The sequence below is a fragment of the Moraxella bovoculi 237 genome, from assembly GCF_000696305.2.
Lineage (GTDB): Bacteria > Pseudomonadota > Gammaproteobacteria > Pseudomonadales > Moraxellaceae > Moraxella > Moraxella bovoculi.
Map to the genome: position 1 here is coordinate 230,417 of NZ_AOMT01000005.1, position 23,483 is coordinate 253,899.

The 23,483-nt window shown below is 45.8% G+C and carries 22 protein-coding genes and 2 pseudogenes; 20 read left to right on the plus strand and 4 right to left on the minus strand.

The annotated features are described in order from the left end of the window. Positions 1–4 precede the first annotated feature (4 nt). The 6 genes from ftsY to MBO_RS01485 all read left to right on the plus strand — a co-directional run bounded on the left by ftsY (position 5) and on the right by MBO_RS01485 (position 6,240). Positions 5–940: a signal recognition particle-docking protein FtsY gene (ftsY, locus tag MBO_RS01460; RefSeq protein WP_036362363.1), complete on the plus strand. Its 936-nt coding sequence runs from the start codon at positions 5–7 to the stop codon at positions 938–940. Between the two features lie 35 nt (positions 941–975). Further along, positions 976–1,521 carry a methylated-DNA--[protein]-cysteine S-methyltransferase gene (locus tag MBO_RS01465; RefSeq protein WP_227540046.1) on the plus strand — a complete coding sequence of 182 codons (546 nt, stop codon included), beginning with the start codon at positions 976–978 and terminating at the stop codon, positions 1,519–1,521. Positions 1,522–1,678: 157 nt separating this feature from the next. Further along, positions 1,679–2,707: a quinone-dependent dihydroorotate dehydrogenase gene (locus MBO_RS01470; protein ID WP_036362368.1), complete on the plus strand. Its 1,029-nt coding sequence runs from the start codon at positions 1,679–1,681 to the stop codon at positions 2,705–2,707. Beyond that, the gene (locus MBO_RS01475; RefSeq protein ID WP_227540047.1) at positions 2,704–3,234 is read left to right on the plus strand and encodes a CvpA family protein; all 531 of its coding nucleotides are present in this window, start codon (positions 2,704–2,706) and stop codon (positions 3,232–3,234) included. Before MBO_RS01470 ends, MBO_RS01475 begins: the two co-directional genes overlap by 4 nt. Before the next feature lie 16 nt (positions 3,235–3,250). Continuing rightward, positions 3,251–4,771: an amidophosphoribosyltransferase gene (purF, locus tag MBO_RS01480; RefSeq protein WP_036362371.1), complete on the plus strand. Its 1,521-nt coding sequence runs from the start codon at positions 3,251–3,253 to the stop codon at positions 4,769–4,771. Between the two features lie 164 nt (positions 4,772–4,935). Then, entirely contained in the window at positions 4,936–6,240 is a 1,305-nt protein-coding gene (locus MBO_RS01485; protein ID WP_227712641.1) for a lytic murein transglycosylase, read from the plus strand. A 65-nt stretch (positions 6,241–6,305) separates the two neighbouring features. On the opposite strand, the gene MBO_RS01490 is transcribed toward MBO_RS01485, so the two are convergent. Continuing rightward, entirely contained in the window at positions 6,306–7,226 is a 921-nt protein-coding gene (locus MBO_RS01490) for a transaldolase (protein WP_036362379.1), read from the minus strand. A gap of 224 nt (positions 7,227–7,450) precedes the next feature. Between MBO_RS01490 and pheA the strand changes: the two genes are divergently transcribed. The 6 genes and pseudogenes from pheA to MBO_RS01520 all read left to right on the plus strand — a co-directional run bounded on the left by pheA (position 7,451) and on the right by MBO_RS01520 (position 13,339). Next, positions 7,451–8,560: a prephenate dehydratase gene (pheA, locus tag MBO_RS01495; RefSeq protein WP_036362382.1), complete on the plus strand. Its 1,110-nt coding sequence runs from the start codon at positions 7,451–7,453 to the stop codon at positions 8,558–8,560. Between the two features lie 69 nt (positions 8,561–8,629). Next, the gene (locus MBO_RS01500; RefSeq protein ID WP_036362384.1) at positions 8,630–10,942 is read left to right on the plus strand and encodes a bifunctional prephenate dehydrogenase/3-phosphoshikimate 1-carboxyvinyltransferase; all 2,313 of its coding nucleotides are present in this window, start codon (positions 8,630–8,632) and stop codon (positions 10,940–10,942) included. Beyond that, positions 10,942–11,829 (plus strand): annotated as a pseudogene (gene rarD, locus MBO_RS01505) (EamA family transporter RarD). Before MBO_RS01500 ends, rarD begins: the two are co-directional and overlap by 1 nt. Before the next feature lie 19 nt (positions 11,830–11,848). After that, positions 11,849–12,202, plus strand: a complete 354-nt coding sequence (gene folB / locus MBO_RS01510; protein WP_036362389.1) for a dihydroneopterin aldolase — start codon at positions 11,849–11,851, stop codon at positions 12,200–12,202. A 17-nt stretch (positions 12,203–12,219) separates the two neighbouring features. After that, positions 12,220–12,639 (plus strand): 2-amino-4-hydroxy-6-hydroxymethyldihydropteridine diphosphokinase, encoded by a 420-nt coding sequence (locus MBO_RS01515; RefSeq protein ID WP_052585223.1) that lies wholly within the window; start codon positions 12,220–12,222, stop codon positions 12,637–12,639. A gap of 47 nt (positions 12,640–12,686) precedes the next feature. Then, a pseudogene (locus MBO_RS01520) lies at positions 12,687–13,339 on the plus strand (IS1595 family transposase). Between the two features lie 70 nt (positions 13,340–13,409). Here MBO_RS01520 and MBO_RS01525 read toward each other — a convergent pair. Together MBO_RS01525 and MBO_RS01530 are read right to left on the minus strand one after the other, a co-directional pair. Then, positions 13,410–14,390: an LpxL/LpxP family acyltransferase gene (locus tag MBO_RS01525; protein ID WP_227712650.1), complete on the minus strand. Its 981-nt coding sequence runs from the start codon at positions 14,388–14,390 to the stop codon at positions 13,410–13,412. Between the two features lie 103 nt (positions 14,391–14,493). Further along, positions 14,494–16,437 carry an ATP-binding cassette domain-containing protein gene (locus tag MBO_RS01530; RefSeq protein WP_036362395.1) on the minus strand — a complete coding sequence of 648 codons (1,944 nt, stop codon included), beginning with the start codon at positions 16,435–16,437 and terminating at the stop codon, positions 14,494–14,496. A gap of 78 nt (positions 16,438–16,515) precedes the next feature. Here MBO_RS01530 and MBO_RS01535 point away from each other — a divergent pair, with 78 nt between their 5' ends. The 6 genes from MBO_RS01535 to MBO_RS01560 all read left to right on the plus strand — a co-directional run bounded on the left by MBO_RS01535 (position 16,516) and on the right by MBO_RS01560 (position 20,499). Beyond that, the gene (locus MBO_RS01535) at positions 16,516–16,731 is read left to right on the plus strand and encodes a SlyX family protein (RefSeq protein WP_036362398.1); all 216 of its coding nucleotides are present in this window, start codon (positions 16,516–16,518) and stop codon (positions 16,729–16,731) included. A gap of 185 nt (positions 16,732–16,916) precedes the next feature. Further along, on the plus strand, positions 16,917–18,314 hold the full coding sequence (locus MBO_RS01540) for an outer membrane protein transport protein (RefSeq protein ID WP_036362400.1): 1,398 nt from the start codon (positions 16,917–16,919) through the stop codon (positions 18,312–18,314). Positions 18,315–18,427: 113 nt separating this feature from the next. After that, positions 18,428–19,126, plus strand: coding sequence for a ribulose-phosphate 3-epimerase (rpe, locus tag MBO_RS01545; RefSeq protein ID WP_036362404.1), 699 nt, complete (start codon positions 18,428–18,430; stop codon positions 19,124–19,126). Continuing rightward, a complete protein-coding gene (locus MBO_RS01550; protein WP_036362408.1) occupies positions 19,126–19,458 on the plus strand; it encodes a hypothetical protein in 333 nt (110 codons plus the stop codon). The genes rpe and MBO_RS01550 overlap by 1 nt, the downstream gene beginning before the upstream one ends. Then, the gene (locus tag MBO_RS01555) at positions 19,458–19,769 is read left to right on the plus strand and encodes a hypothetical protein (protein ID WP_036362411.1); all 312 of its coding nucleotides are present in this window, start codon (positions 19,458–19,460) and stop codon (positions 19,767–19,769) included. The genes MBO_RS01550 and MBO_RS01555 overlap by 1 nt, the downstream gene beginning before the upstream one ends. 61 nt (positions 19,770–19,830) lie before the next feature. Further along, positions 19,831–20,499, plus strand: a complete 669-nt coding sequence (locus tag MBO_RS01560) for a hypothetical protein (protein ID WP_052585224.1) — start codon at positions 19,831–19,833, stop codon at positions 20,497–20,499. A gap of 55 nt (positions 20,500–20,554) precedes the next feature. Here MBO_RS01560 and MBO_RS01565 read toward each other — a convergent pair whose 3' ends face one another. Further along, positions 20,555–21,196: a response regulator gene (locus MBO_RS01565; protein ID WP_036362415.1), complete on the minus strand. Its 642-nt coding sequence runs from the start codon at positions 21,194–21,196 to the stop codon at positions 20,555–20,557. Positions 21,197–21,588: 392 nt separating this feature from the next. On the opposite strand from MBO_RS01565, the gene MBO_RS01570 reads away from it, so the two are divergent. Together MBO_RS01570 and MBO_RS01575 are read left to right on the plus strand one after the other, a co-directional pair. After that, on the plus strand, positions 21,589–22,722 hold the full coding sequence (locus MBO_RS01570; protein WP_036362419.1) for a D-alanyl-D-alanine carboxypeptidase family protein: 1,134 nt from the start codon (positions 21,589–21,591) through the stop codon (positions 22,720–22,722). Between the two features lie 108 nt (positions 22,723–22,830). Continuing rightward, a complete protein-coding gene (locus tag MBO_RS01575; RefSeq protein WP_036362422.1) occupies positions 22,831–23,475 on the plus strand; it encodes a thiamine phosphate synthase in 645 nt (214 codons plus the stop codon). Positions 23,476–23,483 lie beyond the last annotated feature (8 nt).

Sequence of the window (23,483 nt, forward strand, 5' to 3'; positions counted from 1 at the left end):
AATAATGAGCGAAAATCAAGGCTGGTTTAGCCGAATGAAACAAGGACTGTCCAAGTCTAGCAAAAACCTAACCGAAGGGCTGATGAATGTTCTGGTTGGGGGCAAAGAGATTGATGACGAGCTGCTGGAGGAAGTCGAGGATCAGCTTTTGGTGGCGGATATTGGCGTTGATGCCACGAATCGCATCATCAAGAGCTTAACCGAGCAGACGGCACGTGGCGATTTGATCTATTCGCATTCATTATATAAAGCCCTAAAAAAAGAGCTGGTCGAGATTCTAGAACCTAAAGTCCATCCTCTACAGATCGACACGTCAAAAAAACCATTCGTCATTCTTATGGTAGGCGTCAATGGCGTGGGTAAGACGACCACCATTGGCAAGCTCGCCAAGCGACTACAAGGCGAGGGTAAGTCGGTGATGCTCGCAGCGGGGGACACTTTTCGCGCTGCTGCAACCGAGCAGCTGCAGATCTGGGGCGAGCGTAATGGCATTCCTGTGGTTGCCCAAGGACATGGTGCTGACAGTGCTTCGGTCATCTTTGATGCCATGCAGTCAGCGCGCGCCAAAGGTATTGATGTGCTGATCGCAGATACAGCAGGACGCCTGCAAAATAAGATACATCTGATGAACGAACTAGAGAAAGTCGTACGCGTCATGAAGAAGGCAGATGAGACGGCGCCGCATGAGACGATGATCGTTCTAGATGCTGGCACAGGTCAAAACGCCATCAACCAAGTTCAGATATTTGGTGAGGCGACGCCATTGTCAGGCATTACCATCACTAAGCTAGACGGCACCGCCAAGGGGGGTGTGGTCTTTAACGTTGCTCAGAATACCGACGTGCCGATTCGCTATATTGGCGTGGGCGAGCGCATTGATGATTTGCAGGCATTTGATCCTAATGATTTTGTCGATGCGCTGTTTGATGAAGAGCAATAACAATCTACGAACCGTCCACCATTTAGGGTAGCTTCTTGTGGGTAGAATTTAGCATGGTTTATCTGACTTATGGACCACCATTTGATTTGCCGATGATGGTACTGTGCGTGCATGAGGGTAGGCTGTGCTCGCTGCATTGGCAAAATGAACCTACTCAGGCGCGATTTAATTTGAGTGCTGAGCCAGTTCATCTGATTTTGCAGGACTTGAATTTCGATGTTGCAGATCATGTACTGGCTCATGAGGTGACAAGGCAGCTTGATGAATACTTTGCGGGCAAAAGGCGAGCGTTCGATGTGCCGCTTGATTTGTCTTGTGGTACGCCTTTTCAGCAGCAGGTGTGGCGAGCACTATGCAGCATTCCTTATGACGAGACCATCAGCTACAAAACTTTGGCGACCATGATTGACAAACCCACCGCCTATCGTGCTTGCGCCAACGCCAATGGTAAAAATCCCATCAGTCTCATCGTTCCGTGTCACCGTGTGATCGCAGCGGATGGCAGTATTGGTGGCTATACCGGAGGCATTGGGATTAAAGAAGTTCTGCTTGGTGTCGAAAAAGGTGAATTAAAATTATGATAAATCATCAAGTTGATGCTCATAGCAACGCCAGAGAATTAAAATACGAACTGATGACAAAAACATTGGCAAAAGCTATCTTAGGTCATGTATCTGTGTTATAATTAAACGATTTTTTTCAATTTTGTATCTTCTTAGGCTTTTTGGGGTTATTTTCATGTCATATGCGTTACTTCGTCCGTTCTTGTTTAACATGGCTCCAGAGCGCGCACATGAATTCACCTTGAACATGCTTGAAAAAGCCAATAATGCTGGATTGCTGGGCTTTGGCTATGCCAAGCAGGCCTTGCCAACCACTTGCATGGGGGTTAATCTGCTTAACCCTGTGGGGTTGGCGGCCGGTCTAGATAAGAACGGCTCACACATCGATGCGCTCAGCGAGCTAGGATTTGGGTTCTTGGAGATTGGCACAGTAACGCCGCGCGCGCAGTCAGGTAACGATAAGCCAAGACTGTTTCGCATCCCGCAGGCGGGCGCGATCATTAACCGCATGGGCTTTAATAATGAAGGCGTCGATCAGATGATCCAAAACATCGAACGCGCCAAATACCAAGGCGTGCTTGGCATTAATATCGGTAAGAATGCCGTTACCCCTGTTGAGAAGGCGCTTGATGATTATGTGTACTGCCTAGAGCGTGTCTATCCTTATGCCAGCTACATCACGATCAATATCTCAAGTCCTAACACTAAGAATCTGCGCAGCCTACAAGGCGGAGACGCGCTGTCAGCACTACTAGATGGCATCAAAAATTGCCACAGCAGACTGGCGAATGACTATGGTTTTTATGTGCCGCTTGCCCTAAAGATCGCACCAGATTTGGATGAGTCTCAAGTCGATGAGATTGCACGCACGGTGATTGAGTTTGATGTTGATGGTCTGATTGCTACCAATACGACACTATCTCGCGTGGGTGTGGAAGATTATCCATATGCTGATGAGACGGGTGGTCTGTCAGGTCGTCCTGTGAGCCACAGCAGCACGCAGATTTTATCGCAATTCCATGATCGCTTAGCGGGCAGGGTGGATCTGATCGGTGTGGGCGGTATTGATGAAGGTGAGCTTGCGGTTAAGAAACTAAAAGCAGGCGCCAAAGCCGTACAGATCTACTCAGGTATGATTTATAAGGGTCCTGCGCTCGTGACAGACTGCGTTCAGGCTATCGCAGGTTACCAAGACGGACAATGACAGCACTTACCGAATCTATGACGCTCATCGATGTTTTTATCGCCTTTATGGTGCTGATGGGCTTGTGGCGTGGCTTTACTGCTGGTTTTGTCAAGACAGCAGCGTCTTTGGTGGCGTGGCTGTCAGCACTTATCATCGCCTCACGCACCGCTAAGGAAGTAGCGCCATTTTTGGCAGGATTTATCGAAAATCCTGTGCTACAGATCGCGGCTGCTTTTTTGTTGGTTGCGCTTGGTGTGGTTGCTGTGGTGTATCTTTTGACATCCATCATCACAGGCGCATTAAAGACCCTAAAGCTGGGCTTTGTGGATCGTCTGCTTGGTGGTGTATTGGGTGCGGCGACAGGCATTCTAAAAGTGCTCATCATTCTAAGTATCGCATCACCGCTATTGATGCATCTGCCTAACTGGCAACAATCAATCTTAGCTCAAAATCTCTTACCACTTGCCCCGATCGCCATGGAGCTATTACAAGAAGCGCTGGGCGGTGCATGGCAACAAATCCAAAATCCCTACCAATCATCTTAATCAATTGGAGTAAATTATGTGTGGCGTAATCGGCGTTGTGGCGCATGAACCGGTAAATCAGATGCTGTATGATGGCTTAACCATGCTGCAGCATCGTGGACAAGATGCGGCGGGGATTGTCACCTTAAAAGACGATCGTCTATACCTACGTAAAGACAATGGCATGGTGCGCGATGTCTTTTTGAATCAGCACATGGTGCGCTTGGTGGGTAATTTTGGTATTGGCCATGTGCGCTACCCAACGGCAGGCACATCAAGTACGGCAGAGGCTCAGCCGTTGTATGTAAACTCGCCTTATGGCATTGCGCTGGCGCATAATGGCAACCTAACCAATGCTGATAAGCTTGCCAAAGAGATCTATGAGAGTGATCATCGTCATCTAAATACCGATTCGGATTCGGAAATTCTTTTGAATGTTTTTGCCAATGAACTCCAAAAATCCACCAAGCCGAACCTTGAGCCTGATGATATTTTCCATGCACTAAAAGCGGTCTATCAGCGCTGTGAAGGTGCGTATGGTGTGGTTGCCATCATCGCAGGTCACGGTCTGCTTGCGTTCCGTGATCCGAATGGTATTCGTCCTCTAGTCTATGGTCGTCGCCTGACAGATCAAGGCGTGGAGTATGTCGTGGCATCTGAATCCGTGGCGATTCAGGCGCTTGGCTTTGAAGTGGTTCGCGATGTGGCGCCAGGCGAAGCGATCTTTATTGACTTACATCACAACCTACACACCAAGCAATGTATTGAAGGCGTTAAGCACACACCTTGTATCTTTGAGTATGTTTACTTTGCCCGCCCTGATTCGATCATTGATAACATCTCAGTGCACAAAGCGCGCATGCGTATGGGTGAGAAGCTTGCCCAAAAAATCGTCCGCGAGTGGGGCGAGGATCACGGCATTGATGTCGTCATCCCTATTCCTGATACGTCTCGTAATTCAGCGCTTGAGCTTGCTATGCATCTGAATGTCAAATATCGTGAGGGCTTCACCAAGAACCGTTATATCGGCCGTACATTCATCATGCCAGGGCAAGGTCAGCGTAAAAAATCCGTCCGTCAAAAGCTAAATGCCGTACCACTTGAATTTAAAAATAAAAACGTTCTACTAGTGGATGATTCTATCGTGCGTGGCACAACTTGTCATGAAATCATTCAAATGGCGCGTGATGCGGGCGCAAAAAATGTATTCTTCGCCTCTGCTGCACCAGAAGTGAAATTCCCGAACGTCTATGGTATTGACATGCCATCTCGTCATGAGTTGATCTCATCAGGCCGCACAGTGGAGGACGTTCGCGAGATTATCGGTGCGGATCGCCTAATTTTCCAAGATTTGGATGATCTGATCGAAGCGGTAAATAATACCAAGTACAGCCGTGTTGATGAGTTTGACTGTTCTGTTTTTGATGGTAATTATGTTGCAGGTGGTATTGATGAAAAATACCTAAATGACCTGCAAGCCAAGCGTAATGACGCCGCCAAAAATACCGTAACCGTCGTGGATACGCCTGTGGACATGACCGGCATCACTGGTGTGTAAGATTAGTGCTAAAAATAAGTCGCCGTGTGGCGGCTTATTTTTTATGGGTTATAAGTACCAAATGACGAAACGTAACTTAAAATTATTCGACTTTTGCGTAATTTTACGTTAAAGTGTTGGCGCATTTATTAATTAGTTGTGAAGATTTTATGAAGCGTATCAATTTGAAACCGGGCCTTGCCCTAACTGTGCTGTCTGCAGCAGTATTAACCGCATGTAATAACACAGCGCCAGTTAAGCAGCCACCCATCAAAATCGTACATGGCACCAGCATTCCACAGCCTGCACCGATGCCCAAGCCTGTGGTGATACCACCGCCACAGCCTGCACCGCAAGTTCAAATGCCAACGGCGCGTTATTATGCTAATTTTGATGAATGGAAGCGTGATTTTATCAATCGCACCATCGCCCAAGGCTATGAGGCGGGCTCAGTTCATCGCCTGATGAGTGGCGCAAGCTTGAATCAAAGAGTAATTGATCTTGATCGTTCTCAGGCCGAATTTACCAAGATGCCTTGGGAATATGTCAATGGCGCAGCATCGTCGAATCGCGTCAATCAAGGACGCGCTAAAATCGGCGAGTATCCAACCACCTTCAATAACACCCAAAATAACTACGGTGTTCCAAAGGAGATCGTCGCAGCGATCTGGGGTATGGAGTCTTCATTTGGTGCAGGCATGGGCAGCATGGATCTGGTCAGCGCCTTATCGACCTTGGCTTATGATGGACGTCGCCGCCAGTTTGCAGAAGATCAGTTGATCGCCATGTTAAAGATGATCAACCGCGGTGATGCATCTATTAGTCAGCTAAAAGGTTCGTGGGCAGGCGGTATGGGTCACACACAATTCATCCCAAGCACTTGGATGAATGAAGGTGTTGATGGTAATAATAACGGTCAAATCAGCCCGTGGAGTATCGGCGATTCACTAAACTCTACTGCAAGCTACCTAAAAAATGCCGGCTGGATCGTGGGTCTGATGCCGTATTATGAAGTAAGGTTGCCTGCTAATTTTGATTATAATTTACTTAAGAACAAACAAAGCCTTGACGCATGGCGACAGCTGGGTCTGACTTCAGCAAGCGGTGAATATTTTGGCGGTCAATATCTGTCAGAGTTGTGGCTGCCCGCAGGTAAAAATGGACCTGCGCTACTACTAACGCCGAACTTCGATGTCATTAAAGTCTATAATAATTCATCAAGCTACGCGCTAGGGGTTTCATTGCTGGCGAAACGCATTGGCGGTGGCGGTGGGTTGGTGGCGTCATGGCCAACTTATGAAGAGCCGCTGTCTCGCACCCAAATCCAAATCCTACAAAGAAACCTAACCGCTCAAGGCTTTGATACTGGCGGTGTTGATGGTGTGGCAGGCTCTAATACGCGCCGCGCTTTTGCCAATTGGCAGTCGGTCAACGGACAAGTTCCTGATGGGTTCATCAGCCAGAACACCGCGCGTAATTTGATCTGGTAAATTAAGCCTATCAATCACTCATAAGAAAAACCATGCTATTTAGCATGGTTTTTCTTTGGTATAAATTAAGCTTGTCTTAGATGATTTGTTAAGGTTTCGCGTGCTTGGATAAATCCGTCAATGCCTTTGATCAATAAAGCATTCAAAGGTTCGTTGTCTTGGATGGTGCGAAATTCTGCTTCGGTCAGTGGTGTTGGCTTTGGCAGGATGTCACCTTGATAATCAAGCACTTTGGAGACAAGAAGGCTACTATTAGCCAGCTCATCAAGCAAGGCGGGCGAGATGGTGAGTAGGTCGCAACCTGCCAAGGCAATCAGCTGATGAATGTTCCTAAAGCTTGCACCCATCACCTCGGTACGATAGCCATGTTTCTTGTAGAATTCGTAGATACTTTTGACCGAGTTAACACCCATGTCGTCTTCGATGGCGACGTCATTGACGCCTTCTTGGGCTTTTTGAAAGTCGGTAATGCGACCCACAAAAGGCGAGATGAGTGTGACATCAGCATCTGCACAAGCGCGTGCCTGAGCTTTAGTGAACAGGAGGGTAAGGTTGCAAGCGATGCCTTGTTTTTCTAGGATTTCGGCGGCTTTGATGCCTTCCCAAGTCGCGGCTATCTTGATTAGGATTTTCGATTTATCAATGCCCAACTCTTCATATAATTTAATGAATTCTAAAGCTTTATCGACAGTGCCTTGGGTGTCAAAGGACAGTCTGGCATCCACTTCGGTGGACACACGACCTTCAACCAACTCACTGATTTTTTTGCCGAGGGCGACCGTTAGATGATCGATGGCGACATCAAAATCTTGCCCTTTGACTTGGTCGATAAGGTCGTCATGCTCACCACTTAATAGGGCGGCGGTGATTAGGCTTGGGTTGGTCGTGGCGTCCTGTGGTCTTAGTCGAGCGACGGCGGACAGATCGCCAGTATCTGCAACGATGGTGGTGTGTTTGGCAAGCTCGGTTAGGCTATTTTGAGTCATAAGTTTTCCTAAATAATCATCAGACAATGGCGTGAAATTAGCATATTTTTGGTGATTTTACCAGTGATTTACTGAAGCTTCATGACAATATCATAAAATGTGACAGTCCAAATAAGAATTTTATAAAAATTATCAAAAAAAGTGCGCGCAAGTCGGTAACAATTGTTCAAAATCATGGTATTATTAACGGTATTTTAGTTATTCGAGCATAAAGGGTTAAATGTATGAGCGATAATCAAGCGACGAACCTAGACACCAACCAAATCAGCGATTTGCGTGGTAAGATTGACAGCATTGATGAACAAATTCAACGACTTATCAACGAGCGAGCAGGCATCGCCCAGCAGGTCGCCATTTCCAAAAAGAACCATGAAGACCACCCCATTTTTTATCGCCCTGAACGTGAAGCCCAAGTGCTAAAAGCGGTCATGGCTCGCAACACAGGCCCGCTATCGGGCGAGAAAATGGCACGCCTATTTCGTGAGATTATGTCGGTGTGTTTGGAGCTTGAAGCTCCGCAAAAGGTCGCTTTTTTGGGGCCTGTTGGCACGTTCACCCACGCCGCCGCCCTAAAACATTTTGGCAAGGCAGCGACAACCGTACCGCTTGCCACGATTACCGATGTGTTTCGTGAAGTGGAGGCAGGCTCTGCCATGTATGGCGTGGTACCTGTGGAGAACTCGTCTGAGGGTGTGGTTAATCATACGCTCGACGCATTTTTGGGGTCAAGCCTAAAAATCATCGGTGAGGTGGAACTGCCCATTCATCATAATTTTTTGGTGGCAGAACATACCAAAGTGGACAGCCTAAGTCGCATTTATTCGCACCAACAGTCGCTTGCCCAGTGCCGTCATTGGCTTGATGTCAATTTCCCCAACGTGGAGCGTGTGGCGGTGTCAAGCAATGGAGAGGCGGCAAAACGCCTACAAAACGAATGGCATTCGGCAGCCATTGCAGGCGATGTGGCAGTGGCAGAATACAGCTTGCACAAATTATACGAAAATATTGAGGACAACCCCAACAACACCACTCGCTTTCTTATCATCGGGCATGAAGCGGTCGCCCCAAGTGGGCAGGACAAAACGTCTATCGTCGTGTCAAGCCCAGACCGTGCGGGGGCGTTGATCGAGCTACTAGAACCCCTCAAAAAACACGGCGTATCCATGACCAGTATTGAAACCCGTCCCGAGCGTCCGAACAAATGGGCGTATGTGTTTTTTATTGACATGACGGGGCATATCGCTGACGACAACGTCAAAAGCGCTATTGAAGACATTGCCAAAATCGCCAAAGACGTGCGAGTATTGGGGTCATATCCAAAGGCGGTCTTGTAATCGCCGAATCATCAATCAGGCTTGATGGAGATTGAGCCTGATAAATTGTAACTTATGAATGAATAAAACATGATTATGTTCCAAAAAGTCGCTATCATCGGGCTTGGAATGATTGGTGCGAGCATCATCAGTGCCATGCGCGATAGAGGGTTGTGCCATCATGTCATCGCTGCCGATCATAATCTTGATGGGCTGGATTTTGCCAAGCGTATCGGTCTGATTGATGAGATCGGGGCGAGTGTGGCAGATGTGTGCCGTGATGATGTTGATTTGTATATCATTGCAGCACCAACCAAGGCAACCACGCAGATCATCAATGAGCTTGCTCATGCTAAGATGGCTGGACTGATCGCTGATGATGCCATCATCACGGATGTGGCAAGCACGAAAGGTAGTATCTACAAAGCAGTATTGGAAGCCTGTGAGAATGTGGGTCAGCCAACGGATTTTTTGAGCCTTGTGTTGTCGCATCCCATCGCAGGTGCGGAGAATTCAGGCGTCACTGCGCGTAACGCCAAATTATTCGTTGGACGACAGTTCATTATCTGTGATGATAATCCACCCACCGCCCAGAACTGCTTTATCCAAAAAATCAAAGCTCTGTGGGAAGCGATTGGGGCGAATGTCATCATCATGACCAGCCAAAGACACGATGAGATCTTGGCTTATACGAGCCACCTACCACATTTATTATCCTTTAATCTGACTCATCAGCTTGCCAGCCACGATGATAATTTGGACATCTTTAGGTATGCAGCGGGCGGTTTTAAGGATTTTAGCCGTATTTCGGCAAGTAGTCCTATCATGTGGCATGATATTTTTATGGATAATAAGGATGCTTTGCTAAAGTCGCTTGATGATTACGAAAAAAACTTGCAGGATTTTCGCAAACTGATCGAGCAGGGCGATTCTGAAACATTGATAGCATGGTTGACCGCCGCTCGCCATGCACGCCGTCACTTTGGCCACATGCTTGCCCAAAGTCAAATCAGCCAAGCAGGTCAAAACAAACATAACGATTCAACCATACAGGAAAATGACATGACAAGCCAGGCTTATCACATTCGCCCAAGTCGCCATATCAACGGAACAATCACGGTTACCGGCGATAAATCCATCTCTCACCGTTCTATCATGCTGGGTTCATTGGCGGATGGGGTGACTCATGTCAGTGGATTCTTAGAGGGTGAAGATGCTTTGGCGACCTTGCAAGCCTTTAAGGATATGGGTGTAAAAATCGAGCGAGATGGTGATAAAGTTACCATCCATGGTGTCGGTGTGGATGGCCTAAATGCGCCGCAAGATGCGTTATACATGGGGAATTCTGGCACAAGTATGCGCCTGCTTGCAGGGATTCTGTCTGCACAGGCTTTTGATAGTGTGATGACAGGTGATGTCAGCCTATCAAAACGTCCGATGGAGCGTGTGGCGACACCCCTAAGAAGCATGGGTGCAGCGATTCAGACCACGGGAGAAAAAGGCACTGCACCAATCTCTATTACTGGTGGTCAAAAGCTGTCTGCCATTGATTATACGCTACCTGTGGCATCTGCTCAGATTAAGTCTTGTCTAATCTTGGCCAGCCTATGGGCAAATGGCACGACCACCATTACAGAGCCAGAAGTCAGTCGTGACCATACAGAGCGCATGCTGAAAGCTTTTGGTTATCCAATCAAAAAAGACGGTAATTCAATTTCCATCACAGGCGGTGGCCGTCTGACAGCGACAGATATTGTCGTGCCTGCTGACATCTCTAGCGCTGCATTCTTTATGGTGCTTGGCGCAATTGGCGGTGGCAATGGTTTGACGATTCGCAAGGTAGGCATGAACCCAACGCGTACGGGCGTAATCGATATTCTACGCCTAATGGGTGCTGATATCACCGTGTCTAATGAGACTGTGGTTGGCGGTGAGCCGATCGCTGATATCACGGTTAAACCATCTGAACTAAAAGGCATTGATATCCCTGAATATCTGGTGCCACTTGCGATTGATGAATTTCCTGTGTTGTTCGTCGCTGCCAGCTGCGCGATCGGTACGACCAAGTTAACAGGAGCTAAAGAACTCCGAGTTAAAGAATCTGATCGCATTCAGGTCATGGCTGATGGTCTAAGCGCTCTAGGTATTGACTGCACCGTACTGGATGATGGCATCATCATACAAGGCAAGGGTGAGCCGATGACTGGTGGCGAGCGCAATACAGTCTTTGGCGGTGGCGAGATCCAAAGTCATCACGATCATCGTATCGCCATGAGTTTTGCGGTGGCAAGCGTACGCGCATCGGACGATATTATCATCCAAGGAACAGAAACAGTAGCGACAAGTTTCCCGAATTTTGCTGAGCTTGCCAATGAAGTGGGTTTAAACATCGCGGTTAGCTAATGGCAAATACAGGCATTCAAGCCACCCCAAAAGGGCTAATGACGGCTCTTTTGGCGTTTTTGATGTGGGGTAATTTTCCCTTTTATTTTAAGCTGTTGGACGGTTATCATGCTGTTGAAGTCATCGTTCATCGGGTGGTGTGGACGTTTGTGGTTTTAAACCTTGTTGTCATCATCGGCAAACGGACGGCTTGGCTTAGCCAAATTCGCCAAAATCCCAAATGGCTAGTCTTGACCTTTGTGTCGGCTCTCTTGATTGGCACAAACTGGCTAACCTATGTGTGGGCGGTGGCAAATGATAGGGTGCTTGAAGCAAGTCTTGGCTATTTTATCAATCCCTTAATGGGCGTGGGGCTGTCGCTTGTCATCTTTAAAGAACGCTTGCGACTTTTATAAAAAATCGCTGTCGCCCTTGCCGTGCTTGCCGTTGGCATTCAGGTGGTGCTGTTTGGCGGTGTTCCGTGGGTAAGCTTACTGCTTGCGCTGTCCTTTGTCTTTTATGGGGTTTTGCAACGCCAAACGCCTTTTAATGCCATTGACGGCTTATTTATTGAGACGGCTTTATTATTGCCTTTATGTCTGATTTGGCTTGTTGGTGCAAGTGTTGTCAGCTCCGATGTGGCATTTTGGCTATCAAGCAGTGTTTGGCTGCTTGCTTTGGCAGGTCCAATTACGCTAATTCCACTGTTATTGTATAATCAATCAACCAAACTCGTGAGTTTTAACACCTTGTCATTTTTGGGTTATTTAACACCCAGTATTGTCTTTATCATTGCGGTGTTTTATTATTATGAGCCGATTGATGTCAAGCGCTTGGCTATCTTTGGTTTGATTTGGCTTGGACTGTTGATATTTAGCGTGGACATGGTTAGATATAGAAAATCTTAAATTAATTAAAGGAAATGTGATGAGCGACATTGTCTTTGTGCAGGGATTAAAAATTGATACAGTGGTTGGTGTGTACGATTGGGAGCAGGCCATTAAGCAAAGCCTAATCATCGACGCCAAAATCAGCTGTGACATCAGCCAAGCGGCTGCCACAGATGACGTCGTGCATGCTGTTAATTATAAAACCGTTTGCGAAGACATCGAGCGCATTTGCCATGAGATGAAGGCAAAGCTATTGGAATCATTGGCGGAGAGTATCTGTCGCCATATCCTAGATCATTACCCTTGTCACAGCATTACACTCACCATCCATAAGCCCAATGCCATCAAGCAAGCCAATAGTGTTGGTGTTAGCATTACGCGTAACAAATAATCACCATGGATAATACTATGGGTGACTTAAGTGATGAATTGATGGTGCGACGCCTTGTGATTGCACTTGGCAGTAATGCTGATAGTGAGCATGCCTTTAGCATCGCCAAAGCTGAGCTTATAAAGCTGGGCAATGTTCGACACTCATCAATGGTCATCGGTCGGGACTTTACAGGCAGAACACAGGCCATCTATTATAACGCTTGCGTGTACCTTAAACTGGATAAGCCTTGCTTGATGAGTGTTATCTATCATAAATTAAAAACCATTGAAAGGCTGTGCGGGCGTACAGATGATCGAAACGCCGTACCCATGGATTTAGATGTCTTGGCGGTGTCTGATGGTCATGGGTGGCGCATTAGCAAAAAAAGACTGCCGTTTAAGGCGCATGAAAGGGCAGGCTTATCAGAAGTGGCGGTTTTTTTATTGGCGTACTAAAAAATTATGAGGCTGTACTAGAATAACTCTCATGTTATACTAGTTTTATGAAGATAACCCATTGTAAACTAAGTAAGAAAGTACAAAAAGACTGCTTGAATTTTTTGTACTTGAAGTTACTGCTCGCTCGGCAGCTGATTTGCTACAAATACACTCAAATTCATCAGCGCTATTCTATCACAAAATCAGACTTGTGATAGAATACCATCTTAATCTTGAGGCTAAAGAATTGTTTGATGGCGAAATAGAGCTTGATGAAAGCTATTTTAGCGGCATTCGCAAAGGCAAGCGTGGTCGTGGAGCTGGTGGTAAAACAGCTGTCTTTAGTCTTTTAAAACGCAGCGGTAAAGTCTTTGTGCTTGTGGTTAAAGACACCAAGACTAACACACTAATGCCCATTATCGTCGGTAAAATCAAACCTGACAGCATTGTCTATACTGATAGCTATAAAAGCTACAATGCGCTTGATGTAAGTGATTTTAAGTATTTTAGAATTAACCATTCCAAAGAATTTGCCAAAGACCACAATCACATCAACGGCATTGAGAATTTCTGGTCACAAGCCAAGCGTGTTTTAAGAAACTACAATGGCATTGACAAAAAACATTTTCACTTGCTTATTAAGGAAGGTGAATTTAGATTTAACTATGGCACACCCTTTAATCAACTTAAAGTGCTGGGAAAATGGTGTGGGGTTTAGGCTAATCTAGTACAGCCCCAAAATTATTTAAGCGCGAAAAAGCGGATAAAAATTTTATCCGCTTTTTGCTTTATTGATAATAATCCGTCCCGTCCGCCTGTGTTTTAAACCGCCGATGAAACCACATCCATTGGGTAAGGTCTTTTTTAATGTTATTTTCTATCATATCATTAATACGCTGTGCGTCCGCCACTTCATCATCGCTAGGATAATTTTCAATGACAGGCGATAGGCTAATATGATAATGCGGACGTTTGCCTTTGGGGATATTATCAGGCGTTTGGCGAATCATGTCAAAGGCAATAAATACAGGCGGATTTTTTTTATTCATGCTGGCAAATCGCCTTTGGGCGGTAATGGTTGCAGACGGCACACCAAAAAATGTCGCCATAACCCCATGCTCTAAGCCAAAATCTTGGTCAGGGCTATACCATATCACTTTGCCGTCTTTAATCCGACTAATGAGTTTTTTCATATCACGGCTGTTGATTTGTTCGTCAAAAATATGACGGCGACCATTATAAATAAACCATTCCAAAAGTGGGTTGTTTTGTTTGCGGTACATACAATCGGCAGGGAAAAACTGCGTACATAACCGCCCACCCAAATCTAATGTGGTAAAATGCCCACCCAATAATATCACAGCTTTATTTTCTTTTTGGGCGGTGATTAAATGCTGCAATCCTGAAATGCTAAATGTGCGTTTAAAGACATTGGGGCGGAACCATGCGTTTAACGTCTCAAAAATACCAATGCCTTGATTGACAAAAACTTGTTTGGCGATTAGCACTTTTTCATCATCAGATTTATCAGGGAACGCCAAAGTCAGATTGGTGAGCGTATCTTTGACCCGTCTTTTTATTAACATATACGCCAATTCGCCAATTTTTCTGCCAAGCCAAAACTGCATACGCAAAGGCAAATAAATAAGCGGTAAAAATATCATTAACGCAAACCAAATTCCCCAATATTTTGGTAATAAAAATTCCCATTGGAATACAGCTTTATCCACCACGTTTGTTTGCTTGTGCGTGGCGGTCAAATCGGGCATTTTTTTAATGTCAATTTGTGGGTTATTTGATTGTGGGGCTTGGTTATCGGTGTGGCAATTACCCCCACAACAGTTTTTGTTGCTCATTGTTTTTTGCCTATGTTTATTTTACCAAATTTTCCAATTCGTCCCAACGCTCCAACTTCTCCATTAAAATCTCATCAATCTCCCCAAGCCGTTCGCTATATTGGGTCGCCAATGCCAAATCGCTAACGAATAGCGAACCGTCCGCCAGTTTGTCATTTAGCTCGCTTTGCTCGTTTTCAAGTTCGGCAATTTCATTGGGCAGGCTTTCTAATTCACGTTGTTCCTTATAGGAGAGTTTGCGTTTTTGCTCAGGCTTGGACGTGTCGGATTTTGGTTTGTCGGCTTTGATTGTTTCTGATTTTTCAACTTTATCTGCTTTGGGCTTGGTTGGTTCACTCCGTGCTTTTTGGGTGAGATAATCTTGATAACCGCCCACATATTCGTCAATCACGCCATGACCGTCCTTGTCCGTGCCAAATACCCACGTTTGTGTTACCACGTTGTCCATAAAGGTGCGGTCGTGGCTGATGAGTAAAATCGTACCGTCAAATCCTGCAACAAACTCTTCCAAAAGCTCCAAAGTTGCCATGTCAAGGTCGTTGGTCGGCTCATCAAGCACCAAGACATTGGCAGGTTTTAGCAAGTTTTTGGCGAGCAATACACGGGCTTTTTCGCCCCCTGATAGAGCCTTGACAGGCGTTCTGGCACGGTTTGGCGTGAACAAGAAGTCCTGTAAATACCCCAAGATGTGCGTGCGTCTTCCGCCCACGTCCACATAGTCTGAGCCTTCGGAGACGTTTTCGGCAACGGATTTATCAAAGTCTAATTGGTCTTTTAATTGGTCAAAAAAGGCGATATTTAGGTTCGTACCAAGCTTGACTGTACCGCTCACTTTGGCAGAGTCATCAAGCCCAAGCACGGTGCGGATTAGGGTCGTTTTGCCCACGCCATTATTGCCGATGATGCCAACTTTATCGCCACGCATGAGCAGGGTTGAGAAGTTTTTGACCAGTATTTTGCCGTCATATTGCAGGCTTAAGTCCTTGACTTCACACACGATTTTTCCTGATTTTTCGGATACGTTTTGGGTGAGTGAGACGCTCCCCACCACATCACGACGCTGCTTTCGCTCTTCACGAAGTGCCTTTAACGCACGCACACGCCCTTCGTTGCGAGTACGCCTTGCCTTAATGCCTTGGCGAATCCAGACTTCTTCTTGGGCAAGTTTTTTGTCAAATTCTTCAAAGGATTTGGCTTCGCTGGCAAGCTCCAATTCCTTTAATTCTTGATAACGAGCATAGCCCTTAACCCCTTGCGTTACGTCATAAGTGGAGAGTTTACCCCTATCCAATTCCACAATGCGAGTGGCAAGATTGTCCACAAATTTGCGGTCGTGCGTGATAAACAGCACGGTTAAATTTTGCCCGAGCAGGTAGTTTTCCAGCCAATCAATACTCTCCACGTCCAAATGGTTGGTCGGCTCATCAAGTAGCAACACATCAGGCTTAACCACCAACGCCCGAGCGAGCAGGACACGGCGTTTTCGTCCGCCTGATAAGTCGGCAAGGCGATCTGTGGGATTTAGCCCCATGTTGTCAAGCAAGGTGCGGGCACCTCGCTCCAATTCCCAGCCGTGCAAAGCATCAATCTCATGTTGCACGTCCGTCATACGCTCGCAGGCGGTCATGTCGCCCGCTGTGCATTTGTCCGATAGGTCGTGGTATTGGCGAAGCAGGGTTGCCACTTTTTCATCGCCATTCATGACAATGTCAAGCAAGGTACCGTCATCGCTTGGTACGTCTTGGGCGAGCATGGCAATCTTAACACCGTCTGCGATGATAATCTCGCCGTCATCAGGGGCTTGCGTGCCGTCAATGAGCTTAAAAAGCGTGGATTTGCCTTCGCCATTTCGTCCGATGAGACACACCCGCTCGCCTTTATCAAGGCTAAAATTGACATGGTCTAAGACAGGAGCAACGCCAAAGGCAAGGGAGATATTTTTTAGATGAATGAGTGCCATAATTTATTTTCAATACGGATTTTCAATGATAAAATAGGTCAATTATAGCAAATTTTACACTTTAGAGGGGAAAATAAAATGAGCGATACTCATGCTGATATTACTGATTTGCAGATCAAAATCGCCTATCTTGAAAATACGGTAGATACGCTAAATGATGTCATCGCCCAACAAGATAAAGCATTAAAAGATTTGCAAGATCAGTTAAAGTTATTGTATAAATTCTTAGAAAGTCGTGATGATGACGGTATTGCTCCGTTTGATTTATTGGCAGACAGACCACCACATTATTAAGAAAATTGCCGATAAATAAAATACAAATTGCAATGAAATTACCTAAGTTTATCCCTTGTATTGCGGTAAAATTTGTTTTAATATGTACAAACGCAAGTTGTTACACTTTATGTCTAGGATGATGTCTTGCGTATCAACGGGTTGGTGAATAAAACCCACAACAAGGACAAACTTGGAGAATGACGATGTCTAAATTTAATTATACAACGCTTGCCGTTGCAATCGCTTCTATTGGGGCGATTGGCTCAGCGCATGCAGCAGGTCTTGATCGCTCGGGTCAGGATGTATCAGCGTTTTTGCAGGACGGTACATATGCTGAGGCAGTCTATACTTATATCGATGCGGATATATCCGGAAAGGATAACAGTGGACGCTCAACGGGGGATGTCGCAGAAGCTTATGATTTCTTCCGTTATGGGGTAAAAACGGACATTAATGACACATTTAGCGTGGGTATTCTCTATGATGAGCCTTTTGGGGCGGCAGTTGATCATTTTGGCAGCAGTAATTTTATTACTGAAGGCGGCGATGCAACTGTAAATGCTCTAACAGGTGGGAGGGCGCCAACTTTGGCGGCCGCTCAAGCAGGCCTTGCCCAAGCACAAGCTGGTATTGCTCAATTGCAAGCCGCCATCGCGCAAACAAAAGCAGCAGGTGGTGATACTACTGCGTTGCAAGGACAGCTTGCATCTGCTGCAGCGACTGTACGTCAGCTGGGCGGGGCAATTAATGCGGCAACCACAGCTGAAGCGCAGAGTGGTCAAGGAACTAATGTAGAAATTCGTACGAATAATATTACCGGTCTTTTGGGTGCAAAATTTGGCACTAATAAAAATTTCCAAATTTATGGCGGTCCTGTTGCACAGCGTTTAAAGGGTGAGGTTCACTTGCGCGGTGTGGCATACCAAGCTGCGACAGGCTATGATGCAAAAATCTCAACTGATACTGCACACGGTTGGGCTGCGGGCGTTGCTTATACTAAGCCAGAAATTGCCTTAAAAGCTGCGCTTACCTATCGTTCGGAGATTGAGCATGAAAGTAGCATCTCTGAAGTAATGCCTGCACTAGGCGCTGCTGGTGTAACCACACGTGATTTTAGTGTAACCCTGCCAGAGTCTTGGAACTTAGACTTCCAAACTGGCATTAATCCAACTACATTACTAACTGCTAAAGTTCGCTATGTACCTTGGTCTGATTTTGATATTCGTCCGCCAACATATGGCGATGCGACCCTTGCCAGCATCGGTAATTCATTACCTATCATTGACTATAGCAAAGATCAATGGTCGGGCGAATTGGGTCTTGCTAAGAAGCTCTCTGATAAAGTGGCGGTATCTGGTAGCGTTGGTTACGACAGTGGCGCGGGCAATCCTGCCAGCAGTTTAGGGCCAATTAAAGGCTATTACAGTGTCGGCTTGGGTGGTCGCTATAACTTTACGCCAGAATGGTCATTCTCTTTGGGCGCTAAATACTTGAAATTTGGCGATGCTACAGCGCAGTTGCCAACTCGTACTACCGTCGGCGAATTTGACGATAATGATGGTTTCATCTTAGGTGCTAAATTGGCTTACCACGCCAAATAATCCGATAGCAATCCCAGATGAACAAGCCAAAGCCGTGCGTTTTGGCTTGTTTTTATTTTCAAAAATATCTAAAATCTGTTATCATAAGCCCAAATTTTTAATCATTCGACCTTATGAAAATCCTACCTGAAAAACAATTTCTTATCGCGCCATCCATTCTGTCTGCTGATTTCGCCAGACTTGGTAAAGATACTGCAGCCGTGCTAGACGCAGGGGCGGATATAGTGCATTTTGATGTCATGGATAATCATTATGTGCCAAATTTGACCTTTGGTGCGATGATTTGTAAAGCCTTAAAAGACTACGGCATCACCGCGCCGATTGATGTGCATCTTATGGTAAAGCCTGTGGATAGAATGATCGAAGAATTTATCAAGGCGGGGGCAGACATCATCACGTTCCACCCAGAAGCAAGCGAGCACATTGATCGCAGTCTACAACTCATCAAAGATGCAGGTGTTAAATGCGGACTTGTTTTCAACCCTGCCACGCCACTGCATTACTTGGATTATACCATCGATAAACTTGATCAGATTCTTATCATGAGTGTCAATCCTGGTTTTGGCGGCCAGAAGTTTATTGATGGCACGCTTGATAAAGTGCGTGCAGTTCGCAAGATGATCGACGAGCGTGGGCTTGACATTCGCCTAGAGATTGATGGTGGTGTCAATCCTGATAATATCCGTGCGATTGCGGATGCAGGCGTGGATATGTTTGTGGCGGGTTCGGCGATTTTTAATAAGCCTGATTATAAAGCTGTCATCGATCAGATGCGTGCAGAACTTGCCTTAGTGCAGACGAAGGTAATCTAATGAGTGATAAACATAATTCAAGCGCTGCCAACATTGCGCCAAAAAGCGTCATCCCCTTGGGTGTGACCATCTCTTTATTTGTCGCATCGCTTGTACTAAGCTTGGCAGGGTATGGCTTTCGTCTGATGGCGGGTGATGATGTGAATGACGTGCTGAGTCATGCGATTAAGGTCGTGCCTTTTTTCTTATTTGTCATGCCGGCTTTGATTTGGCTTGGTAGCGTAGTACTGAACAAAGTAGGTAAAGCTGCCATTCATCCGCGTAATGCGTGGACGTTGGGCTGGCTGTTATCCACGGTATCCATGCTGTCCATCATGGGAGTGTATAGCTAATGTCAGGTCGTCTCATTCCTGATAGAATCGTACCCAAAGACATCCCAAAAGGCTTAATCGCAACCTTGATCATCTTGGTGATGCTGATTGGGCTGTCAGGTTTTCGCTTAGGTCAAGGTAATCGCCTACAAGGTTGGCTGCATGTGCTTGAAAATTGGGTCATCTGTCTGATTCTTATTCCTGCCTTTACTGCCTTGGTCGCGGCACCCATCAAATACCGCGATCGCAGTTTTGACCTTAAGATGGCGTACTATCTTGGTATGTTTGTCTCGTTTTTATTTATGATGGCAAAGCTTCGCTATTGGCGTTAAGACTTGAAAATTTTGTCATTGTCTTTATTATGGTTATAACTGCAAAATTTTGGAGTGGTCGATGTTTGATAAAGCTGATAATGAATTGATTAAGCGTCTAATAGAAGAGGCTGAGGTCATTATTGAAGAAGAAATTCAAAAAAGATTATATCAAGAAAATAACGCTGTTAGCACAAAAAATCAGAAAGAAGTTACCCATACAGATAATTCTGATGATGCTCAGGAGTCTGTACCAAAAAAATCACGAAAAAGAACCAAGAAATCTAACGATGCCTCAAGTGAGTCTGTAGATGGTTTGGCTGCCGAATCAAGCGACCAAGACCCGCCTAAGCGTCGTCGAGGTCGCCCAAGAAAGGTAGTTAAACCAGAAGTCGTCGATGATGAGGCCGATAGCGCAGATGCTAACTTGCCATCATCTACCGCCAACAAAAAACCCATTGCAAAAAGCCTTATCAAAGAGCGAGTTGATGGTGAGATGATGATAAAAGAGGCGATATTAGAATTTGTTGAGCGTGAAGATGGCGTGCTGACCTTGCAGGAAGTGGGTAATGAAGATGAGCCGATGGTAACCATTCATTTCTCAGAGCAAGTGAAGGCAATGATTGGCAAAGATGAGATCCAAAATGTCGGTCAGAACATGATTCATGCCGCCATCGCTACTGTCATGCAGCGCCAAATGGATTCATGGCACGCTCACATCTATGACGAACAGCCGACCCATTATAGTTAATATAAATAAACAAAAAGCCACGGATTGTGGCTTTTTGTTTGAGCGATTCGGTTGGTTAATTGGCCTCAATGAGTCCGTGTCTGATAGCAAGATGCGTGAGCTTAACGTCGCTATTAACACCCAATTTCTCAAAAATACGATAACGATAGGTGTTCACAGTCTTAACGCTAACGAACAGCTGATCGGCAATCTCTTGGGCGCTTTGGCAATTCACAACCATCATCGCAACTTGTTTTTCGCGTTCAGACAGCGCATCAAAAGGTGACTCCGCCTGTTCGCCAAGTACGGTATCTGCCAGCTGTTCGGCGACATCGTGGCTAAAGTACTTACCGCCACCATGCACCTTTTTGATGGCGCGAATCATCTCGTCGAGTGGTGTGCCTTTGGTGATATAGCCATTGACACCTGCCTTTAGTAGCATCGAAGGGTAGGGCTGTGCTGATAAGCTGGACACAGCGAGTACTTTGATGTTCTGATCGATCTGCTTGATGCGGCGAGTTGCCTCAACACCGCCCACATTTGGCATATTAACATCCAATAACACGACATTAGGACGATGGTGGCGCGCAAGTTGAACCGCGGCATCGCCATTGTCAGCTTCGGCGATCACTTTGATCTGAGCATCATCATCAAGCATTCGCGCAATACCCATGCGCACTAAATCGTGATCATCGACTACTAGCACTTTAATCGACATATGTGTTCCTTGGATGTTATTTCATTTTTTGAAAGTTTAGCACAATTTGTAATGATTACAACCAAATATTACAGATTTTAAGATTCATCAATTTTATTGAAAAATACCAAATTATTACCAGAAAATTACCCATTATAATTACTTACAATATTATTAATCTTTTGGGATGTTTTTATGGGTTTTCGTGAAAAATATACGCTTTTGTCACACATCGGACAATTTGATGTGTTAGAATAAAGACGTCAAAAATTGTCTTTATTTTGGGTGGATTGCATAGACAATCTAATAAATAACCAAGGGTGTCGCTTGTGCTTTTCTAAGATGTTTCATCATAAATCACAAAAGTGCGGCAAATCAATAGGCGAGTGGTCGCCCATAGTTAAGGATTTATCATGAAAAATGCTGAATTAATGAAACGTGCTAGTACTCAGATTGCTGTTTTGGCTTTAATGACCTCAGGTGCTTCAGCGAATGCATTTACTGTAGATAGTAGCAATCAACGCACGGTGACTGTCACTCGTGCCACACCTTCAGTAACAACCACTGTGACGCGCGCTGTGCCTACGCCACCACCTAGTAATACGGTCAAAACTACCAAAACCATCACGCCAGCAACAGCTCCTACTGTTAGTTATCGTTCACAGCCAACCCAGACGACATATAACGCACCAACATACACCGCACCTGCTATTCCTGTGACGCCAGCTACTATCATAAATACAGTTAATGCTAACAATTACAATGCACCTGTGTTTGACCAGCTTGCTATTAGCACCAATTCATCAGCAGTGGCGGTACTTGACCTACAGTCAGGCGATCTGATTTATTCTAAGAACATCGATGCAACCCGATCTATCGCCTCTGTGACTAAAGTAATGACTGCAATGGTCATCTTGGATGCTGGGCTTGACATGCGTGAAGACATCACCATTATTCCATCAGACCTGGTGGGTGCCAAAAAAGCAAGTACGAACCTGCGGGCAGGCGACCGCCTAAGCCGTTCAGAGTTCACCTTAATGATGCTGATGAAATCAGAAAACCCAGCTGCTAAAGCGCTTGCTCGTACTTATCCAGGTGGCTACAATGCATTCATCCGTGCGATGAATGATAAGGCTGCCAGCCTAGGCATGTATCAGACTAGCTTCTCTGATTCATCAGGCTTGGACCCGCGCAACGTCGCTTCTGCCAATGACCTTGTGAAGATGATGAAAGCGGTTAGTGAAGAGGGTCGCTATCAGCTGATCCGCAATTTCTCAACTGCGCCTAGTTATGATTTTTACATTACTAACTTTAACAGCGGTAACAGGACATACAAAGCCAACAATACCAGCCGTCTGGTACGCTCAGGTGGTCATCCTATTGGTGTGTCTAAGACTGGCTTCATCCGTGAGGCGGGTTACTGCGTGGTGATGGAGACGCATGTGAACAACAAGCCGGCGGTTATTGTTCTACTTGGTGCTAACGCCTCTCAGTCTCGCTGGAATGACGCAGAGAACATCTTGACTGAGCTTGCTTATCGTCGTTAATAGCTGATGATTTGAGCATGAATATTAAGCCTAGATTTATAGATCTGGGCTTTTTTGTGTTGGTAATTTACGTTATAATGATGTGATTTTTTATGATTAAAATGCCTTATGTCAAGCCCAAAACTCTACCTACTCACCAATGATGATGAGATTACAACACTCATAGATAAATTAGAACGCGCATTAGACACAGGCGTGGTATCGCTACTGCAGATCCGCCGAAAGGCAACGCTTAAACAATATGACTTGGCGACAGTTTACCAAGAAGCTGAGCTTTTGGTCAGCCTTGCGGATAAATATGATGCCGATGTGGTGATAAATGATGATTTGGAGCTGGCATCGCATTTTTGTACGGGACTGCATCTGGGGCAGCGAGACGGCAGTGTGGCGGTGGCACGAGAGATTTTAGGCGATGATGTGGTGATTGGTCGCACTTGCCATTCGGACATCGCATTATTCAAGCAGGCCAAAAAAGAAGGTGCAACCTATGGGGCGATGGGCACCGTGTTTGCTTCTTTCACCAAGCCAAAAGCAGGGTTGGTATCCATTCCGACACTTCAAAAAACCGCTAATCTAGGCTTGCCATTATGCGTAATAGGTGGCATCGCACTTGATAACGCCTATCAGCTTAGAGATGGGTTGGCAGGCACGCCACTAGAATACATCGCAGTGACGGCAGACATCATGTCACACAGTAGTGATACCATCGCCGCCAAATGCCGAGCATGGCAACTAAAATTGCAAAATTGGTAACCTATATT

What these genes read in the sequence shown, in the direction of transcription:
- folB (WP_036362389.1), top strand. Translation starts at nt 11,849, where the DNA reads ATGAGCGACATTGTCTTTGTGCAGGGATTAAAAATTGATACAGTGGTT.
- pheA (WP_036362382.1), top strand. Translation starts at nt 7,451, where the DNA reads ATGAGCGATAATCAAGCGACGAACCTAGACACCAACCAAATCAGCGAT.
- MBO_RS01555 (WP_036362411.1), top strand. Translation starts at nt 19,458, where the DNA reads ATGTCAGGTCGTCTCATTCCTGATAGAATCGTACCCAAAGACATCCCA.
- MBO_RS01475 (WP_227540047.1), top strand. Translation starts at nt 2,704, where the DNA reads ATGACAGCACTTACCGAATCTATGACGCTCATCGATGTTTTTATCGCC.
- MBO_RS01500 (WP_036362384.1), top strand. Translation starts at nt 8,630, where the DNA reads ATGATTATGTTCCAAAAAGTCGCTATCATCGGGCTTGGAATGATTGGT.
- MBO_RS01490 (WP_036362379.1), bottom strand. Translation starts at nt 7,226, where the DNA reads ATGACTCAAAATAGCCTAACCGAGCTTGCCAAACACACCACCATCGTT.
- MBO_RS01515 (WP_052585223.1), top strand. Translation starts at nt 12,220, where the DNA reads ATGGGTGACTTAAGTGATGAATTGATGGTGCGACGCCTTGTGATTGCA.
- MBO_RS01550 (WP_036362408.1), top strand. Translation starts at nt 19,126, where the DNA reads ATGAGTGATAAACATAATTCAAGCGCTGCCAACATTGCGCCAAAAAGC.
- MBO_RS01525 (WP_227712650.1), bottom strand. Translation starts at nt 14,390, where the DNA reads ATGCCCGATTTGACCGCCACGCACAAGCAAACAAACGTGGTGGATAAA.
- MBO_RS01540 (WP_036362400.1), top strand. Translation starts at nt 16,917, where the DNA reads ATGTCTAAATTTAATTATACAACGCTTGCCGTTGCAATCGCTTCTATT.
- MBO_RS01535 (WP_036362398.1), top strand. Translation starts at nt 16,516, where the DNA reads ATGAGCGATACTCATGCTGATATTACTGATTTGCAGATCAAAATCGCC.
- MBO_RS01560 (WP_052585224.1), top strand. Translation starts at nt 19,831, where the DNA reads ATGTTTGATAAAGCTGATAATGAATTGATTAAGCGTCTAATAGAAGAG.
- MBO_RS01565 (WP_036362415.1), bottom strand. Translation starts at nt 21,196, where the DNA reads ATGTCGATTAAAGTGCTAGTAGTCGATGATCACGATTTAGTGCGCATG.
- rpe (WP_036362404.1), top strand. Translation starts at nt 18,428, where the DNA reads ATGAAAATCCTACCTGAAAAACAATTTCTTATCGCGCCATCCATTCTG.
- ftsY (WP_036362363.1), top strand. Translation starts at nt 5, where the DNA reads ATGAGCGAAAATCAAGGCTGGTTTAGCCGAATGAAACAAGGACTGTCC.
- MBO_RS01530 (WP_036362395.1), bottom strand. Translation starts at nt 16,437, where the DNA reads ATGGCACTCATTCATCTAAAAAATATCTCCCTTGCCTTTGGCGTTGCT.
- MBO_RS01470 (WP_036362368.1), top strand. Translation starts at nt 1,679, where the DNA reads ATGTCATATGCGTTACTTCGTCCGTTCTTGTTTAACATGGCTCCAGAG.
- MBO_RS01570 (WP_036362419.1), top strand. Translation starts at nt 21,589, where the DNA reads ATGAAAAATGCTGAATTAATGAAACGTGCTAGTACTCAGATTGCTGTT.
- MBO_RS01575 (WP_036362422.1), top strand. Translation starts at nt 22,831, where the DNA reads ATGTCAAGCCCAAAACTCTACCTACTCACCAATGATGATGAGATTACA.
- purF (WP_036362371.1), top strand. Translation starts at nt 3,251, where the DNA reads ATGTGTGGCGTAATCGGCGTTGTGGCGCATGAACCGGTAAATCAGATG.